At 60.3% G+C, this 18369-nt stretch carries 5 protein-coding genes, 5 pseudogenes and 1 other annotated feature; of the genes and pseudogenes, 5 read left to right on the top strand and 5 right to left on the bottom strand.

Annotated elements, in window-relative coordinates; all coding sequences use genetic code 11:
* Positions 1 to 6 precede the first annotated feature (6 nt).
* Complete coding sequence (locus tag FFH21_RS08005) at positions 7 to 2214, top strand: FimV/HubP family polar landmark protein (protein WP_004657150.1); 2208 nt, start codon at positions 7 to 9, stop codon at positions 2212 to 2214.
* Between the two features lie 39 nt (positions 2215 to 2253).
* Here FFH21_RS08005 and FFH21_RS08010 read toward each other — a convergent pair whose 3' ends face one another.
* Complete coding sequence (locus tag FFH21_RS08010; protein ID WP_011168091.1) at positions 2254 to 2604, bottom strand: topoisomerase DNA-binding C4 zinc finger domain-containing protein; 351 nt, start codon at positions 2602 to 2604, stop codon at positions 2254 to 2256.
* A gap of 250 nt (positions 2605 to 2854) precedes the next feature.
* On the opposite strand from FFH21_RS08010, the gene FFH21_RS08015 reads away from it, so the two are divergent.
* The 3 genes and pseudogenes from FFH21_RS08015 to FFH21_RS08025 form a co-directional block, all read left to right on the top strand.
* Positions 2855 to 4420, top strand: coding sequence for a PAS domain-containing methyl-accepting chemotaxis protein (locus FFH21_RS08015; RefSeq protein ID WP_004664258.1), 1566 nt, complete (start codon positions 2855 to 2857; stop codon positions 4418 to 4420).
* A gap of 647 nt (positions 4421 to 5067) precedes the next feature.
* Positions 5068 to 6645 (top strand): annotated as a pseudogene (locus FFH21_RS08020) (S8 family serine peptidase); the annotation flags it as partial.
* Positions 6635 to 7399: pseudogene (locus FFH21_RS08025) on the top strand (site-specific integrase); the annotation flags it as partial. The pseudogenes FFH21_RS08020 and FFH21_RS08025, both read left to right, overlap by 11 nt.
* A 290-nt stretch (positions 7400 to 7689) precedes the next feature.
* Here the strand turns inward: FFH21_RS08025 and xopAD are convergent.
* The 3 genes and pseudogenes from xopAD to FFH21_RS08045 all read right to left on the bottom strand — a co-directional run bounded on the left by xopAD (position 7690) and on the right by FFH21_RS08045 (position 17404).
* Positions 7690 to 15405 (bottom strand): XopAD/skwp family type III secretion system effector, encoded by a 7716-nt coding sequence (gene xopAD, locus FFH21_RS08030; RefSeq protein WP_145119521.1) that lies wholly within the window; start codon positions 15403 to 15405, stop codon positions 7690 to 7692.
* 567 nt (positions 15406 to 15972) lie between these two features.
* Positions 15973 to 16140, bottom strand: a pseudogene (locus FFH21_RS08040) (helix-turn-helix domain-containing protein); the annotation flags it as partial.
* Between the two features lie 38 nt (positions 16141 to 16178).
* A protein-coding gene (locus FFH21_RS08045; protein ID WP_086004861.1) for an IS3 family transposase occupies positions 16179 to 17404 on the bottom strand; the annotation gives its coding sequence in 2 pieces (ribosomal slippage) (positions 16179 to 17119 and positions 17119 to 17404; 1227 coding nt in all).
* Positions 17010 to 17126, bottom strand: a sequence feature (AL1L pseudoknot). It overlaps the preceding gene by 117 nt.
* Positions 17405 to 17452: 48 nt before the next feature.
* On the opposite strand from FFH21_RS08045, the pseudogene FFH21_RS08050 reads away from it, so the two are divergent.
* Positions 17453 to 17638: pseudogene (locus FFH21_RS08050) on the top strand (ATP-binding protein); the annotation flags it as partial.
* Between the two features lie 161 nt (positions 17639 to 17799).
* On the opposite strand, the pseudogene FFH21_RS08055 reads toward FFH21_RS08050, so the two are convergent.
* A pseudogene (locus tag FFH21_RS08055) lies at positions 17800 to 18273 on the bottom strand (polygalacturonase); the annotation flags it as partial.
* Positions 18274 to 18369: the final 96 nt, after the last annotated feature.

The following is an 18369-nucleotide window of genomic DNA, read 5'->3' on the forward strand; positions in this document are numbered from 1 at the left end:
GTTCGCATGCTGAAGAGTTCACTGGCTGCTGTCGAAGGTGCAGGTCGCAGGGCGCGCGGGGTGTTTTGCAAGAGCGTCATAGCGGCGTCATTGCTGGCCTGCTCTACGCTGGCGTCTGCGTTGGGGCTGGGTGAAATCACCTTGCACTCGGCGCTCAACCAGCCGCTGAATGCCGAGATCCAGCTGCTGGAGACTGGTGGTCTGAGCAACGAAGATGTTGTCGCCAGGCTCGCGTCGCCCGAGGCTTTTGCCAAGGCGGGCATAGAGCGGGTGTTCTTTCTCAACGACCTGCGCTTCACCCCTGTGCTGCGCGGCGATCGCGGCGTGATCCGGGTGGTATCCACTAAACCGGTCACCGAACCCTATCTGAGTTTTCTCGTCCAGTTGGCGCGGCCGAATGGCGATTTGCTGCACGAATATACGGTGTTGCTTGATCCTGCCACCTCACCGCAAGGTCTGGCCGCCACGCGCAGCCGCAACACGCAACGTTCGACGGCCTCGGCGCAGGAAAGCCGCATGCCGGTCGCGCCACCGGCCGCCGTGCAGGGCAAGCATTACACGGTTGCCAACGGCGATACCCTGAATGGCATTGCCAGCCGTTTGCAAGGGCCGGGTAACGAGGTTTCGGCAAGCCAGCTGGCAGACGGCATTCGTTTGCTCAATCCGCAGGCATTCGCGGCGGGCGCCGGTTCCGCGCTTAAAGTTGGCCAGGATTTGTTGCTGCCCGATTCCGCTGTATTGCCAAGTGCCGCTGCGCCTGCCGCCAGCCCGGAGGCGTCGTCACCCAAGCCTGCCGAGTTGCAGCGCACCGCCGAGCAACTGTCGGCGGCAGCCATTGAAAACCAGCAACTGGCTCAATCGCTGGAGGCGCTCAAGGCCCAGACTCAAGAATTGCAAGAGCAGATGAGTGGCAAGGACAAGCAAATCACCGCACTGCGCAGTGATCTTGCCGTTGCGCAATCCGCTGCCCGACCTGCCACGCCTGCCGCACCTGCAATAACTCCGGCTACTCCTGCCCAACCGGCCGCTGCCACGACGCCAGGCACCGATTCATTCCTGAGCCTGCCGATACTGCTTGCTGCCGTGTTGATTGTGCTTCTGCTTTTAGCGTTTGCTTATTCGAGACGACGCCAGCAGCGCAAACAGTCCGCAGCACCTGCTGTTGCGCCGGATGAGCAACTGATCAAACCTGCTCAGGCGACCATGCTTCCGGTGTTCGAAGTGCCCGCCGTTGCGCCACAGCCCGTGGTGCAGCCACCACCGACCCCGGCAGCGACCAAACCACCGGCAGCGCAACGTTCGGCTGGCTCTACGCCGGATGCGCTGGACGGCGTCAGCATTTACATCGCCTACGGGCGCTTTACCGAGGCGATGGGCATTCTGCGCAGCGCCCTGGAAAAGCAGCCGGAGCGTGATGACATTCGCATCCGCTTGCTGGAATTGCTGGCGGAGCAGGGCGACGGCAGCGGTTTTGTTCGGGAAGAGCAATCAGCGCTGGAGCACGGTGTTGATCCGCAGACCATTCAAGACATCCGCGACCGCTTTCCACAAATCAAGGCCGCCGAAGTTGCGCCTGTGGCGGCGGTCGTCCCTGCCGCTGCGGTCGCGGCTACCACGCTGTCTTTCGAAAAGTCCGAGCCCGAGCCAGAATCTGCCGCCTATCTGCAGCCCGACCTGGAGCCTGAACCCGCGGCGCAGCTGGACGAAACCGCCGCAGCGGCGCTGAATCCGCAGGACGAGTTTCAGTTGAACCTCGATGACCTGTCGATGGATGCCGACTGGGACCTGGTCGATCCTTTCGACAGCCCGCCGCCGCGCATCAAGCCAGCAGCGGCGACTGCTGCGCCAGCGCCCGCTGACGTCGACCCTGGTTTTTCTTCGGACCTGACTCAACTGCCGGAAGTCTTTGAGCTCTCGGATGAGCAGTTCCTCAGTGATTTCTCCGAGCCCGATGTCATCGAGCCCATCGAAGTGGTGGCACCTGCAGTTGCTGACGACCTGAGCGATGACTTTCTCGACAGTTTCATGAGCGACGACGCAGAGTTCGACCTGCTGGACCTTGAAGAGCCACCACTCAGCCAGATCAATCAGGCGCAGGTGCTGATCGAGGAGGGCGATCTCGAGTCGGCTCGTGAAATTCTGCAACAGGTCATTGCCGAATCCGACGAGGAGCATCGGCGCATGGCGCGGGAACTGTTGGCGGGCATCAGCTGAACCCGTTGTTTCCTTGAGCAGGCGTGACCGGTCTGGCGTTTAACGAAAGATCGGCCGAATGCCCCGGCATTTCGGATACGCCACGCAGCCCCAGAACTCACCGGCATTCTTGCCGGTCCGGGGCACCTTGATCACCATGGTTTTTTTACAGTGCGGACACGCTGGCGCTGCGGGCTTTGCCGGCAGCTTTGGTGTGGCCGGTTCACGACGCTTTTCCGGGCGTTTGGCGCGGCTGGTTTTGACAGGCTTTTGCGGTTGCGGTGAATGCACTGCGGGTTTGGTGGGCTGCGCATGCTGTTGCTGATCCGCTGTCTGACCGGCAACCCTGCTTAGTAGCCTGCGAAATATGCGGATCAATGCCTCCAGAGCAGATGTCGTGTTGCGTGCCATAAAGGTGCCTTGAGTCGCGTCCCGTCCGGGGGCGGCATGGTGCAGGCATCCTCGTCAGGACGCAAACTCCTACGTGGCGATCATGCCCGTCTGCTGTTCCCCGCCACACCTAATTGCCGCCTGTCGCTAAAGCCCTGCGTTTTGTGGGCGATAACAGTGCACGAGGACTGCCGGTTGCCACCCTGAAAGGTTGTGCTACACCTTCAGCACACGCCCGGCATATCAAGCATTATCACGGAGTGAATTATTAATGCGCGTCAACATGCCTATCACGCAGACTGAACGGACTTTTCCGGCATCTGAACGCCTCATCTCCACCACCGACCTCAATAGCCACATTACCTACTGCAACGATGCGTTCGTCGCGTTGAGCGGTTTTACCCGCGAAGAACTGGTCGGCCAGCCGCATAACCTTGTGCGCCACCCGGATATGCCGGCTTCGGTGTTCGCCCATATGTGGGAAACCATCAAGCAGGGCAAGCCGTGGATGGGCGTGGTCAAGAATCGCTCCAAACAGGGTGACTATTACTGGGTCAGCGCCTACGTGACGGCGGTGTATGAAAACGGTCGAATCGTCGGCTATGAATCCGTACGCTCGTTGCCTACCCGCGATCAGGTTCGTCGGGCAGAAGCATTGTATGCACGGCTGCGTGCTGGCAAATCGGCGGTGTCGGCAACCAGCTCGGCGGCCTATCACTTGGTTCGTCAGCTACCGATGATCCTCTGCGCCCTGGCACTCGCTGTCGGCGTCTACCTGCTCGACGATCTGCCTTCGATCATCATGATTCCGATAGTAATGGTGGTGCTGGGCGTTTTTCTGGAAATGCGTCAGCGCCGCAGCATTCGCAACACCCTTGAAGAACACCCCAAAGCGTTCACCAGTTCTTTGGTTGCGCTGACCTACAGCGACAACCGTGGCCCGCAGGCGCAACTCGATCTGGCCATGCTCAGCGAAGAAGCCCGCCTGCAAACTGCCCTGACGCGCCTGGCCGATACCGGCGAGAGCGTACGCCAGCATGCCGGACGATCAGCGCAGTTGTCCCTGCGCCAGGCCGAGTCGCTGGACCAGCAGCGCAGTGAGGCGGATCAATCGGCCACGGCCATCAATCAGATGGCGGCGACCATTCAGGAAGTGACCCACAACGTACAAAACACTGCCCACGCCGCCGAAGAAGCCGACAAACTGGCGCAGCAGGGGCGTGGTCTGGCCGATGAAAGCCTACTGGCGATTCGGCACATGGCCAACTCGGTCACCGACATCGGCAACGCAGTGGGTGAACTGGCCAGCGCGACGCAGTCAATCGGCAGCGTGGTTGACGTGATCACCTCCATCGCTCAACAAACCAACCTGCTGGCGCTCAATGCGGCCATCGAAGCGGCCCGTGCCGGCGAGCAGGGGCGTGGCTTTGCGGTGGTGGCCGATGAGGTTCGCTCGCTGGCTTCCCGTACGCAGTCCTCGACCGAGCAGATTCAGCAAATCATCACCTCGCTGCGTGATGGTGCCGACCGTGCGGTGCAGACCGCCAACAAAGGCGAGCAGATCTCCCAGGAAAGCGTCGCCAGCGTCGAAGCCGTGCAGAAGGCGCTGGACGGCATCAGCCAGTCGGTGACCCGCATCACCGGCATGAGCCAGCAAATGGCCTCGGCATCCGAAGAGCAGAGCCACGTTGCGGAAAACATCAGCCAGCAGATTACCCGTATCGCGCAACTCTGCGACGAGAGTGCCAGCCAGGCGCAGCAAGGCTCGCAGATCAGCGGCGAACTGGAAGAAATGGCGCAGTACCTGCACAGCCTGGCCGAGCGGTTCAGTCGCTAAGCATGCGCAGAGGACGCAGAGCGTCCGGAACGGCATTACCACGCGGAGCGTGGTAACGATGATCTGGGTTGGATTTGGCCATGTACGCTGATCGCAGACCTCAGAATCTTGCGCTGTTCCGCACTCTCTGGATTGGGCACAGAGCGTCCTGAGCGGCATTACCACGCGCAGCCTGGTAACGAGAATTGGGGGTATTGCGGCTGCGTGCGTTTACACAAAACCCAACCCCACCACCTATCGTGCCCATCGCTCCGCGTGGGCATGCAGTTCATGACGCTCCGCGTCATCTGTTTGCCGTAACGCAGACTCCATTTGGGTGATTATCAATTATTGTCGGACAATTATTGGTATATCCGAATAAATAAGGCGCTTAACTGAAGTTGTTGAAGATATTGGCTGGAAAACTAGAAAAAGTGGAGGGCGTGCAATTAAATTGCCACTACTCAATTCAATTACCTCCATATCAAAAAAACAAAAAAACTCAATACATTCAAACGGATATCACTGAACTATATATCCAGTGATGCATTATCCTTATGTCCTGAAACTTGTATCAGAATTGAAATAAATCTGTTGCCAAGTGCATAACTGCAGACTATGTTCTGGAATCGCTCAATGAAGAGCCGACCATTATCAGGTGTGCAGGGATGCGAAAGTCCAAGCGTTTGGGTGCTGTCCGTTATTCGTTTAAACCAGTAGCAAGCGGTGCTCTTTGTGCGTTGTCTTTTACGTTTGGCTGCTCTGCCTACGCGGATTATGTCGAGCAGGGCAAACCGGGTGACGCTGCCAGTTGGCGTTCGGCAGAATTCCAGAGCGACTGGGGCCTGGGGCGTATTCAGGCTGATCAGGCCTACGCCGCTGGCATCACTGGCGCAGGCGTCAAGATCGGTGCGCTGGACTCGGGTTTTGACTCGTCCCACCCTGAAGCCACTTCGTCCCGCTATCACGCAGTCACCGCTACCGGTACTTACGTTGACGGTTCGCCCTTCAGCATCACTGGCGCCATCAACCCGAACAACGATACCCACGGCACGCACGTCACCGGCACCATGGGCGCGGCGCGCGATGGCGTCGGCGTGCATGGCGTGGCGTACAACGCACAGATCTACGTCGGCAACACCAATCAGAACGACAGCTTCCTGTTCGGCCCGAGCCCGGCCCCGCAGTATTTCAAGGCGGTGTATGGGGCGCTGGCAGATGCCGGAGTACGCGCCATCAACAACAGCTGGGGCAGCCAGCCATCCGACGTGACCTACGCCACCGAGGCAGGTGTGCGTGCTGCCTACGCTCAGCACTACAACCGTGGAACCTGGCTGGACGAAGCGGCGAATATCTCGCGCAAGGGCGTGATAAACGTGTTCAGTGCAGGCAACAGCGGTTACGCCAATGCCAGCGTGCGGGCGTCGTTGCCGTATTTCGAGCCAGACCTCGAAGGCCACTGGCTGGCTGTATCGGGCCTCGACAGCAGCAACGGTCAGCGCTACAACCAGTGCGGCCTGTCCAAATACTGGTGCATCACCACGCCCGGGCGTCTGATCAACGGCACCGTGCCCGGCGGCGGTTACGGGATCAAGTCCGGCACCTCGATGTCTGCACCGCACGCCACCGGGGCGCTGGCACTGGTGATGGAGCGTTTTCCTTACCTGAATAACGAGCAGGCGCTGCAAGTGTTGCTGACCACGGCCACCCAGCTCGATGGCTCGGTCACTCAGGCGCCGACCAACGGCGTTGGCTGGGGCGTGGCCGATCTTGAGCGGGCGATGCGCGGTCCCGGTCAATTGCTCGGCACCTTCGACGCCAACCTGGGGGCCGGTGTGAGCGATGTATGGAGCAACGATATTTCCGATCAGGCGCTGCTTCAGCGTCAGGCCGAAGACACTGCCGAGCAGGCCACCTGGCAGCAAACCCTGATCAGCAAAGGCTGGCAAAACGGCGTTGCCAGCACCGCCAGCCAGCAGGACCAAGCCGATTACGCCACCGGCACCGCGCGTGCCGCCGCAGCCGCTCAGCGTCAGTACCAAGGTAGCCTGGTCAAATCCGGTGCCGGTCGACTGATTCTGCAAGGCGCCAACACCTACCGTGGCGATACCCTGGTCAATGGCGGCGTGCTGTCGGTCAACGGCTCGCTGGTTTCCGCTGTGCAGGTCAATGCGGGCGGCACGCTGGGCGGTAACGGCCAGATCGGTGGGCTGACAGCGCGCAGTGGCGGTATCGTTGCGCCGGGTATTCGCTACAAAAGACCTAACCCTTGCAGGTAGATCCTTCGAAGGTTTTCCGCTGCTGATTGGGCCTGAGGGATGGCCAGTCGAGCCAGCGCAAACCTTTCTCTGGCAAGCGCTCATTGAGTCAGGGGAGTCTTTGAGCGATCTGACATGGGAAGCCTACGGACGCCGTCTATTCGATTACTTCGCCTTCTTAGACGCCAATGGCTTGGCATGGAACGAAGAAAGCCCGGCCCATGGGCTCAGCGTTCTCTCCAGGTACAGGGATTGGTCTAGCGGAGAATTATCTCTTGATCCTGGCACAGTGAATAATCGCCTCGCTCTGGTCGTGAGGTTCTACCGATGGGCCAAACAGCGCGGCCTTATCACCATTCTTCCCTTTGGAGAGAAAAGGGTGAGAGCGGCTTCTCACCATGGACTCCTTTCGCACGTTGCGAGGCCTGGAGCCGAGAGCACCAAAGTGTCGGTGATGGTGCGTGACCGTAAGCGACCGACAAAATTTTTGACCAAAGATCAGGTCAAGGTATGCCTTGCAGCGGACACTGATCCTAGTCACCAAATACTGTTCCATCTCATGGTTCGTGCTGGGCTTCGCTCCTGTGAGGCAAGGTCATTCCCCCTAAAGTACGTTTTCAATCCCAGATTAAAAAAGGGGATGCGCGCTGGGCAGATGATAAGCATTGCTCTTGATCCTTCTGACATGCATATCAAATACGACCGCCCGAGAACCATTGATGTGCCTTGGTCGCTGATGGAGAGGTCATGACTGATCACCTTGTAAGGCGTTAGGGCGAGGATCATGAGCGGATAAAAGGATCAATGTGCACTGCCGTCGTTGATGTGAAGCGGGTTGGACCTGCGTGGGGGATACCTGAAAAATCGTATGGGAAATTCAGTCCCGGTTAGCGAACGAGGCCCTCACGTGCGTCTTTCATCAGGGTCCGAGCGATCAGCTCAAGATGACCGTTTGTAGTACCGCAGTCCTTCACCTTCTTACGTCGATCCGGCATATGCAGCTGAGTCAAACAGCAACTATTGGGCTTGTGCTCAATGGGGAAGCCCTTGTAGTACGATTTTTTCCGAATTCTGTAGGCTCCCCTCTTTGCGATTGTTTGGTTGGAATTTGAAAGCCGCAGCTTTCATTGCCAAGGTCGGGACGTTCTCCTCCTCCCAGTCGTCGATATCGTTGCACTCTGGCGGTGAAGGCACGAGTCTGAAGGCGTCTTGCGCGGGCGCCTGTACTTCTCGCTGAACAGTCAGTGGGGCGCCCTGAAGCTGCAGCGCATGGCTGTGCTTGTAAAGATCATGGAATTGCTCCTTGAGCCTGAAGGTGTCAGGCGTGTGGAACTGGATCTCCCAGAGCGCGCCTTCGGGACTGCGCATAGTGACATTGACCGCTTTGAAGGCCGGCTGGTGCTTGGCAAACAGGTTGTTCAGCTTGACGCGCACATGGCCCTGATCGTCCAGTGAGGCCAGCACACCGCGCAAGCCAGCGGTGAAATCCGGCGGTTCCAGTACCACGCTGTACCGCAGCGCGTCGTTCACGCCGGCCACGGCATCTTCCAGGGCCTTGTTTTTCAAAGCCATCTGTTGCTTTAGCTTTTCCTTCAACGAGCCGACCGACTTCAGTTGATGGTCCATGCCCGCCAGTTGCCCAGCATGGGACTCGGCGACGCGCCTCAGCATGTGAGTGACCCTGGGTTCCATCTCGCGAGCACGCGTCAGTAAGTTCTGCGCCTCAAGCGCAATGTCCTCTGGCTGCACAGCGCGCAGGCGCTCGGTGGGCGGTGGCGGTGGGTCGATCAGGCCTGCTTGCCGCAGCGAGTGTAGCGCGTCTTGCATGACGCCCGCAGCCATCGTCGGCATGTTCTGCAGGTCCACCTGGGTCTGCTCGGCGTCGAAGCGACCATCGTGCATGGCCCGGGCAGTCACCTTGCCATACGGTACGCTGCGAACCCGATCAGCGAACCCTCGCTCGGATCGTTCGCACGACTCCACGATCTTGGCGAACAGCGCCGTGCCGGTGTCAGACTTCAGCGCATCGGTGCCCACCTTGATCGCGATGGTGAAGAGGTTGCGCATGCTCAGTTCCGGCTCACCGGGGATGAGCCCCGGTTGCCCTGCCGGGAACTGCGCGTGCGAGAGCCTGCACACCGGGTAGTTGTCGATGATGGCGTGAATCCGTGCCTCAGTATCAGGCGCAGCAAGGTACGCCTGGGCGAGGCGTGGGAAGGCCTCGCCCAGCGCATCCGGCAATGGCGGCACTTCGGCTCGCGATGATGCCCCCGGCTCCAGTCGAAGCAGTTGTGCATGCAGGAGCTCGGCGGCTTCACGTGCCTCGGGCAGGTGGGCGCGCCCGATGGCGTTGTATGCCTGGTTGCGCAGTTCCGTCAACACCTGAGGATCTCTGGCTTTGCCGTCGAGTGCTACACGTAGACCGTTACGCAGGTCGCGCTCAATGCCGTCATAAGTGCCGAACATCATATTGCGCGCCATTGCCTCACGCAGGTGGTCAGGCTGCGCCATGAAGCGCGCTGCCAAGGTGCTGGCCGCCCCCATGATCTGGCCGCCACGTTGCAGAGACATGATCTCGGACAGCCGCCCCGCCTGGTAATGGCCGTTGTCAGGATCAATGGCCGGCGTGGCCGTTTTCGGCGGCTTGAAGGAACGTGGCTGGCCGCGGCGTACCTCACGATCGGCCATCTCGCGCGAAATCAGCGCGGCCAGCTTGGGGTAGCCCGCGTACACGAACGCGTCGTCGCCGTCGGTGTCCATGTTGCGCTTGCGCAGTTCCGGGATAGGCAATGCACCCATGCGTCCGGGCTCCACGATGTCCTTGAGCCGCAGGCTGCCGGTGCTGAGCATGTTCTGCGGCACGGCACTGCGGTCGCGACCGGTCGTCCAGCGCGACAGGGTCTTGAGATCCTCTTTCGAGCAGGCCAGGTCCATGTCCGCGAAATTGGCCGGCCAGTTCTTTGATGGCACCACGATGAGCATGCCCTTGCTGTGCAGCATCTCGGCGTCGCTGCCCGATCCGTCGTCGAAGCCAGTGTAGCTGTACTGGATACCAAAGGACTGCGAGAGGAATTCGGCGGTGGCGTCGCTCTGCGCCACTGTCGCGACGCGTTCTTCCGGCACGGGCAGCAGGTTCTCCTTGTCGTAGGGCGGCTTGCCGATCAGCAAGGCGCCACCTGCGGCGTCGAAGGCCTGGCTGCGCTCGCTCGGTAGGTGCACCTTGTCGTCGGCAGCAGGCACCGCCCTGACTCTTTGGCCCTGGTAGCCGCCGCTGGTGGTCAGTTCGTACAACGTGAGTTGACTCAACTCCGACGGCAGCGCCTGCAACCGGCGCTGCATCGCCTCGTGCGCCTCCTGCAGTGCCGCCTCGTCACGTGGGAAGTGCTGCAGCGCCTGCGGTGCCAGCCGCGTGGGTCCCTTATCCTTGGCAATAAGGTCACGCTGCTCCTGGCTGGCCTCACCGGCCTGCACTGCTTGCCAGGCAGAGAAGTACTCACGGAAGGCCGGTATGCGTAGAGCCACCTCCAGCTTTAGGAAGCCGCAACCATCGTTGGGGCACAGCGCCAATGCATGCCCGTCCGGTGCTGTTGGCTTGAACGGGTGCGCAGGGCCGCTGACGTCTTCAAAAAATCCCAGACGCAGTGTGCCCTCAATGACTTGATCGGTCGGCACCATCTCTAGTAGCGAGCGCTGCATCCGCGACCAGTCTTCGCGCTGCGGGGCAAGCTTGGCGATGAGCTGCATCAGGCTACTGCCCGGCGCGGTGTCTGCATAGCGCATTGCCGGCAGCAGCGACGGTGCTCCGGATGTGCCGGACAGCAACTGGGCGGGGCGACTCATGTGGCCTCGCGTGGCGCGGCTGCCGCCGAACATGTCAAAACGCCAGGGTTCGTCCTGGTAGGTGAGCGTACGCGCGAGCATGAACGTCGAAATCGCCCCAGGCAGTTGGACCTCCACCAGCGGCAAGCCCGTCAGCCGTGTAAATAGCGAGTACGGCTTGTTCGTCTCGGTCGCATTGGTCGACACTTCCTTGCCGCGCAGATCGACCACGATGTGGGTCGTGCTGCCGTTGCCGGGGGCCGGCGCAACGGGCTCGCCGGGTGCCGACTTCATGCTCAGGCGCCCGGCGTCAAGGTCGAACTGGCTCGGTGGATGGGCCTGCGTAATCTTCGCTGCTTCCTTCGTGAGGCGCAGGTCCAAGGCGTCAAATACGATGTCACCGGCCTCGATCTGCGCGATCAAGTTCCAGCTCATCTCGCCGAGGTCCTCCTCGATGGCCTCGCGTGTCCGCTCCAGCGTCCTGTCAACCCATTTCCCCAACTCTTCGCGACGTTGGCGAATTTCCTGGCGCGAGCCTTCGATGTGGCGCGGCTTGCATTGCCGGCTCACCATGCTGTAAGCCTTGAGCACCTGGAAGAAGGTCAGCGCCGGGCATCGAGTGGCGTATTGTTCGAGGTCGGTCGAAGACGGCGGGATACCGCCGGTAAGGTACAAGTCGATCTTGCGCTCGATGATGGGCTGCAACGTATTGAACACGCGCAATGCGTGCCCCCGATGGCGAGAGGTCAACTCTGGGCTGCGGATCAACGGCAAAAATCCCATGCACAGGCTGCCGAGACCCTCAAGGTTAGTTTCCCGTAATCCGTCGTCCTGCGCGAGCACCGCAACCCGCTCCAGCGCCGGCCGTGCCAGCGGACGCATCTGGCGATAAAGTTGCGCCGATGAAAGGGCCTTGAAGAGTATCCCAATATTTCGCGCGGAGGCAGACTCAAAACGCTCACGGTGCAGCTCCAGGTGCCCGGCCATTGCCAGCAGTTTGGCGCGTCCCAAAATTTGGAACTGTTCCTCATCCAGGTGCAGCAGACGGGACATCGCGTTGGCCACCATGGCGAGCCCACGCATCTCGAACTGCTGCCACGGCAACTCTGCCGAGCCGACGCGTTCGGCGAGCAGCAACACTGCCGAATGACATGCCGGCCTTCCGAGGCATCTGCTCAGCGCATTGAGCGACACAGCCACGTGGTGCTCACCCATGGCTTGTCGCAGATCGTTGTCCTCCGCCAGCCTGCCGGCCAAGACATCGGTAGCACTCTCGCAATTCGCACGTTCGGGCCATTTGCTCAAGGCGTTGAGTGCTTGAGTCACGCCGATATGACTGAGGGCGTTGCGTAACTCGCGATCATTGGCCAGTCGCGAGGCCAAGGCGTCAGCGGAGGCCTGGCTAACGTCCACGTCGGGCCATTTGCTCAGGGCGTTGAGCGTGTTGGCCACGCCTTGCGGGTTGAGGGCGTTGAGCAAGTGGCGATCATTGGCCAGTCGCGAGGCCAGTGCCTTGACGGCGGCAGTGCAGTCTGGGGTGTCGGGCCATTTGCTCAGGGCGTTGAGCGCGTTGGCCATCTGTTGCGGGTTGAGGGCGTTGAGCAAGTGGCGATCATTGGCCAGTCGCGAGGCCAGTGCGTTGGCAGCGTCCGCCCAGTCCGGCGTGTCGGGCCATTTGCTCAGGGCGTTGAGCGCGTTGGCCATCTGTTGCGGGGTGAGGGCGTTGAGCAAGTTGTGATCATTGGCCAGTCGCGAGGCCAGTGCCTTGACGGCGTCATTGCAGTCTGGGGTGTTGGGCCATTTGCTCATTGCGTTGAGCGCGTTGGCCATGTGTTGCGGGTTGAGGGCGTTGCGTAACTCGCGATCATTGGCCAGTCGCGAGGCCAGTGCCTTGACGGCGGCAGTGCAGTCCGGCGTGTCGGGCCATTTACTCAGGGCATTGAGCACGTTAGCCACGCCTTGCGGGTCGAGGGCGCTGAGCAAGTGGCGATCATTGGCCAGTCGCGACGCCAGTGCGTTGGCCGCGTTCGCGCAATCCGGTGTGTCGGGCCATTTGCTCAGGGCGTTGAGCGCGTTGGCCAGTTCTTGCGGGTTGAGGGCGTTGCGTAACTCGCGATCATTGGCCAGTCGCGAGGCCAGCGCGTTGGCAGCGTCCGCGCAGTCTGGCGTGTCGGGCCATTTGCTCAGGGCGTTGAGCGCGTTGGCCAGTTCTTGCGGGTTGAGGGCGTTGCGTAACTCGCGATCCTTGGCCAGTCGCGAGGCCAGCGCGTTGGCAGCGTCCGCGCAGTCTGGCGTACCTGGCCATTTGCTCAGGGCGTTGAGCGCGTTGGTCATGTGTTGCGGGGTTAGGGCGTTGAGCAAGTGGCGATCATTGGCCAGTTGCGAGGCCAGTGTCTTGACGGCGGCAGTGCAGTCCGGCGTGTCGGGCCATTTGCTCATTGCGTTGAGCGCGTTGGCCAGTTCTTGCGGGGTGAGGGCGTTGCGTAAATCGCGCTCATTGGCCCGTCGCGAGGCCAGCGCGTTGGCAGCGTCCGCGCAGTCCGGCGTGTCAGGCCATTTGCTCAGTGCGTTGAGCGCGTTGGCCAGTTCTTGCGGGGTGAGGGCGTTGCGTAAATCGCGATTGTTGGCCAGTCGCGAGGCCAATGCGCAGGCGACTGCCGCGCAGTCCGGCGTGTCGGGCCATTTGCTCTGGGCATTGAGCACGTTGACCACGCCTTGCGGGGTGAGGGCGTTGCGCAAACTGCGCTCGTCGGCCAGCCGCGATGCCAGCGCGTTGGCAGCGTCCGCGCAGTCCGGCGTGTCAGGCCATTTGCTCAGGGCATTGAGCACGTTGGCCACGCCTTGCGGGTTGAGAGCGTTGCGTAACTCGTGATCATTGGCCAGTCGCGAGGCCAGTGCGTTGGCAGCGTCCGCGCAGTCCGGCGTACCGGGCCATTTGCTCAGGGCGTTGAGCGCGTTGGCCACGCCTTGCGGGTCGAGGGCGTTACGCAAGCTGCGCTCATTAGCCAGCCGCGAGGCCAGTGCGTTGGCCGCGTCCGCGCAATCCCGAGTGTCGGGCCATTTGCTAAGGGCGTTGAGCGTTTTGGCCAGTTCTTGCGGGTTGAGGGCGTTGCGTAAATCGCGATCATTGGCCAGTCGCGAGGCCAGTGCGCTGGCTGCCGCCTCGCAGTCCGGCGTACCGTGCCATTTGCTCAGTGCGTTGAGCACGTTAGCCACGCCTTGCGGGTTGAGGGCGTTGCGTAAATCGCGATTGTCGATCAGCCGTGAGGCCAGCGCGTTGGCAGCGTCCGCGCAGTCCGGCGTGTCAGGCCATTTGCTCAGGGCGTTGAGCGCGTTGGTCAGTTCTTGCGGGTTGAGGGCATTGCGCAAACCGCGCTCGTCGGCCAGCCGCGAGGCGAGTGCGTTAGCGGCGTCCGCGCAGTGCGGTGTGTCGGGCCATTTGCTCAGGGCGTTGAGCGCGTTGGCCACGCCTTGCGGGTCGAGGGCGTTGCGCAAACCGCGCTCGTCGGCCAGCCGCGAGGCCAGCGCGTTGGCAGCGTCCGCGCAGTCCGGCGTGTCAGGCCATTTGCTCAGGGCATTCAATGTGTTTCCGAATTCTTGCGGTTTGAGGACGTAGCGCAAGTTGCGATCATTGGCCAGCCTCAAGGCCAGTGCGTTGGCGGCGTCCGCGCAGTGCGGTGTGTCGGGCCATTTGCTCAGGGCGTTGAGCGCGTTCGCGACGCTCTGCCCATCCATCGCATGACGCAAGCGTCTGTTGCTGGCGAGCATATCAGCAAGCAAGTACGCCATGGATTGGCAGTCTGGATTGTCGGGCCACTTGCTGAATGCATTAAGTGCCAGGCCGATGTGCTGCGCGTCCAGCGACGACCGGGCAGGGTGGTTACGTTGCAGGTGACGTGCCAGACGAGCCACCGCGCGTTCACACCTGCCGCTGTTGAAGTTCTTGGCGAAGGCGTTCAGGAGTAGGACTGAGTGGCGGCCATCCAGTCCCGATAAATCATCTGCCTGATTGAGCTGTCCGGCGATCCACGCGATTGCATCCATGCACGCTTGCTGGTTCGGATGCTTGCTCAGCTTGTTGCCCACATGGGCCAGCTGCGTCAGCGATGCACCGTCAAACCACTTGGTCTTGCAGAGATACTGCGCCGCAACCTCCGTGCAACGATCGAGCTCGCTATGCGTTACGCCTGCCCCTGTGGCGCGCCTTGCACTGGCAATCATCAGAAGGTATTTGTCGAGCCACTGCGCATTGGTTTGCGCGTTGACGCTCTCATCCAGGAAAGGCAGCGCCAGCCCGCAACCGATGTGACGCGCCAGCGCGTTTTCCTTTGCCACCGACACGCACAAGCGAGCGTTGTGGTTCTGAGGCACTCGGCTGGGGGCACTCAGCCATTTCCGATACTGCTCTCGCTGTTCCTGCAGCTGTTCTTTTGCAGCTGGATCGAGCTGATGTTCGGCCCGGTGAAGATCCGCCGCCGTCCACTCCAAGTCATGCATTGGCCGCTTTGGCTGCCGATACGGCTCTCGCTCTTCCCGAGGTCGTTTTCCTGCCGCCCGGTCGAACGTGTGTTCGGCCAGGCGCGCCTCCCAGCCATTCGTTGTTCTTTGTGGCCTACGATGCGATGACGATGCACTGACGTCAGCGGGCGCTCTGTCATGGGGCCGCTCGGACTTGGTACGATGTCGGTCGGTGATATCGTTGCGCAAGTGCGCGTGAATGGTAGGCTGTTGCCGAGCGTCCCTGTCCCGTGCGCGGCCACCGGCTCCAGGTTCATCCTGCTCCACCCGTCGCCGTTTGGCCGGCTGCCGCTCATTGCACCTGGTGCCGGTACTGGCTTCCGGCTGATCCCCGGTCCGCTTGAGCTGGTCCTCTTCACTGAAAGACCGGTTTGTGCTCAATGCGTTTAGATTGACGTTGGGGATTCTCATGCCTGCAATTAGTCCATCCGAATGTAGTCGTTGTCACGGTTGAGTTGTACTGGGCCGTGGTTCTTGGCGGTCAAGGCGTTGTTTGCTGACGCAATACGACCTTTAGCTCTTGCACCTGATCTTCGTACCGACGCTGATATTTGAGCGAGGATCCGCTCATCCAACAGGGCCGCCTCAGTGGCGCGTCCAGCCAAGGTGCCGTTTGGCCGCTCACGCCTCGCGTTCGAACTGCAGTGATGTCTCTGCGCGGCTGTGTAATGAGCGAGCCAGCCTCTTGCCAGGCCTGCTGAGCGGTTGGCTATTTTTGCAGCGTTCCTTAAAGAGGTTTTTGACCACTGACGCTGAAGTTATGTAGCCACCAAATTTTCATTAAAAATGTCGCGTTGTGTGGCCTTTTGGACGGATTTGGTTCCATGCAAACGTAGGTCAACGCCAAAGTTTTATTTGGCGCAGTTAGCCAAAGCGTTCTTAAACGGCGGATCGGTTGGGGGCACGTCAGGGAGCAACGAAACATCAAATGCGCGCCGCCCGGGAGACCGTGCGTGAAAACGAGGGTTCTTGCTACATTCAGACCTTATCTTTAGTCTGGTTCTGTGCCCAGACACGCTTTACCTGGCTGACACTGACACCGGCCAGCCTTGCAGTTTCCGCAATGCTACATCCACCGCTTTTAAGAGCGATGACCCGTTCATGCATTTTGGTATCCGGTTTACGCCCAGCGTACCGACCGGCACTGAACCGCCCCGGGTTTCTCGGAGACCCTTTTGTTTGAGTCATGCCACGTGGGCAGACTCGGTGAGTTGCTGATAATAGATGGCTTCTGCCTCGACCGGTGGAATATGACCGATTGGCTCCAGCAGGCGGCGGTGATTGAACCAGTCCACCCATTTCAGCGTTTCCAGCTCCACCGCCCCCCCCCGTGTGGGCCAAGAGCGTCGATGAATCACTTCAGCCTTGTAAAGACCATTGATGGTCTCAGCCAAGGCATTGTCGTAAGAGTCACCGACACTCCCGACCGATGGCTCAATACCGGCTTCGACAAGACGCTCGGTATAGCGAATGGACACGTACTGCACGCCACGGTCACTGTGGTGAATGAGTCCACCCTGCTTGACTGGGCGACGGGCGTAAAGGGCTTGCTCCAGTGCATCGAGTGCAAAATCGGTACGCGCTGAACTGGACACCTTCCAACCGACGATGAATCGGGCAAAGACATCAACGATGAAGGCCACGTAAACAAAACCCTGCCAGGTACTGACGTAGGTAAAGTCCGATACCCATAGGGCGTTCGGGCACTCAGCAACAAACTGACGGTTGACATGATCCTGCGGGCACGGCCTGGCTTGGTCGCTGACCGTCGTCTTGACGGGCTTGCCGCGTACCACGCCTTGCAGGCCCAGCTCTCCCATCAGGCGTTGCACCGTACAGCGGGCGACTTGCTGGCCTTCACGCAGCAACTGTCGCCAGACCTTGCGCATGCCATATACATGGAAGTGCTTATCCCAGACTCGCTGGATGTGCTCACCCAGTTCCTGGTCACGCTGCGCACGCGCTGACTGCTGGCTGGGGTCAGCCTGCTGAGCAGCGTACCGGTAGTACGTCGACGGGGCGATTGGCAACACCTTGCAAATCGGCTCGACCCCGTAAGACTGGCGGTTTTCATCAATAAACGTCTTCATCGTTTGAATGGGCGGTCGAGCTCCGCCTGGGCAAAATAGGCTGAGGCCTTACGCAAGATCTCGTTAGCTTGACGCAACTGACGGTTCTCACGCTCCAACAGCTTGACTCGCTCACGTTCGACTGTGCTCAGCCCATCACGCTGGCCGCTGTTGCGCTTAGATTGGCGAACCCACAGCCGTAATGTCTCGGGCGTGCAGCCGATCTTGGGGGCAATGGCACTGAGGGTGGCCCACTGCGACTCGTACTCAGGAAGGTGTTCGAAAACCATCCTGATGGCCCGCTCACGGACCTCTGGGGAGTACTTCGGTAGTTTTTTCATCGCTCCATCCTCTCAAAGGTTGGAGTCTCCGAGAAACCCGGGGCGGTTCAGTTTGGCGACGCCAAGATGACCACCGCGTTGCTGGATCGGCTGACACACCACTGCCACATCGTCGAAACGGGCAACGAGTCCTACCGCCTACAACACAGCACATTGGCTGCCCAGACAAAGATCAAAACACGCGAACGAAAGCGAAAGGACGGAAATGATATCGAGGACGATGAGCCATTTTGATCCGCACCATAAATGCCCTGCTGCATGCGGTGGGGCTTGATGCGTCTTGAATCGGCACACTGCTGCTAAGCTTATCCACAATTGCTGGGGCAAAAATCAGCAATCCGTCCTGGGTCAATTTTCAATCGGCAGGGTGGGTCAGTTTTCAATCAGCGCCAACAATCCTGATTGGCAACTGTAGTCACGCCGCAAGTGCCTTTGCCGTTGTCGTAGTCCTTGGGGTTACGTGACGCAAACAACGTTACGCCCCCGTCTATCCAGAGCGTGACGCCGGATTTCAATTGCAGCGGCCCGCTGAGGAATGCCGAGTTGTCGCCGTCACCTTTTACAAGCTTTACGGCTTGTCCGGCAGCACACCCATTGATTGCATTCTGGATATTCTCCTGGTCAGGCCTGGAGTCGAGCGCCGAACCGTCAGCGCTGTCCAGCGAGCCGTCTCTGGGAGTCAGGTGCGCTTGAAGTTGCTTACAGACTGGTGGGCTGGTTGGCTCGCTTATAGTGCCCCATGGCGTCACCACGGCTGCCTCACTGGCCGCCTGCGCGGGCAGTATGAGGGTCAGTGACATAGCAGCGGAAGCGGCCATCCAGGAGGTCTGCCGAAAAGTGTGCATGGCGAAGTGTAGGGGACCCGGCATCTATGAGACCTGTGATAGTGAGTAACCATGTTGGGTCGGCCAAGATATTTTAGAGATGTGTCAAATAGAAAGCCGCTACAAATTATTTCTTTGTCA

The organism is Pseudomonas sp. KBS0707, from assembly GCF_005937945.2.
Classification (GTDB): domain Bacteria; phylum Pseudomonadota; class Gammaproteobacteria; order Pseudomonadales; family Pseudomonadaceae; genus Aquipseudomonas; species Aquipseudomonas amygdali.

Bases quoted from the DNA above. Each gene is read 5' to 3' on its own strand.
- FFH21_RS08005 (WP_004657150.1), top strand. From the start codon at position 7: ATGCTGAAGAGTTCACTGGCTGCTGTCGAAGGTGCAGGTCGCAGGGCG.
- FFH21_RS08010 (WP_011168091.1), bottom strand. From the start codon at position 2,604: ATGGCACGCAACACGACATCTGCTCTGGAGGCATTGATCCGCATATTT.
- FFH21_RS08015 (WP_004664258.1), top strand. From the start codon at position 2,855: ATGCGCGTCAACATGCCTATCACGCAGACTGAACGGACTTTTCCGGCA.
- xopAD (WP_145119521.1), bottom strand. From the start codon at position 15,405: ATGAGAATCCCCAACGTCAATCTAAACGCATTGAGCACAAACCGGTCT.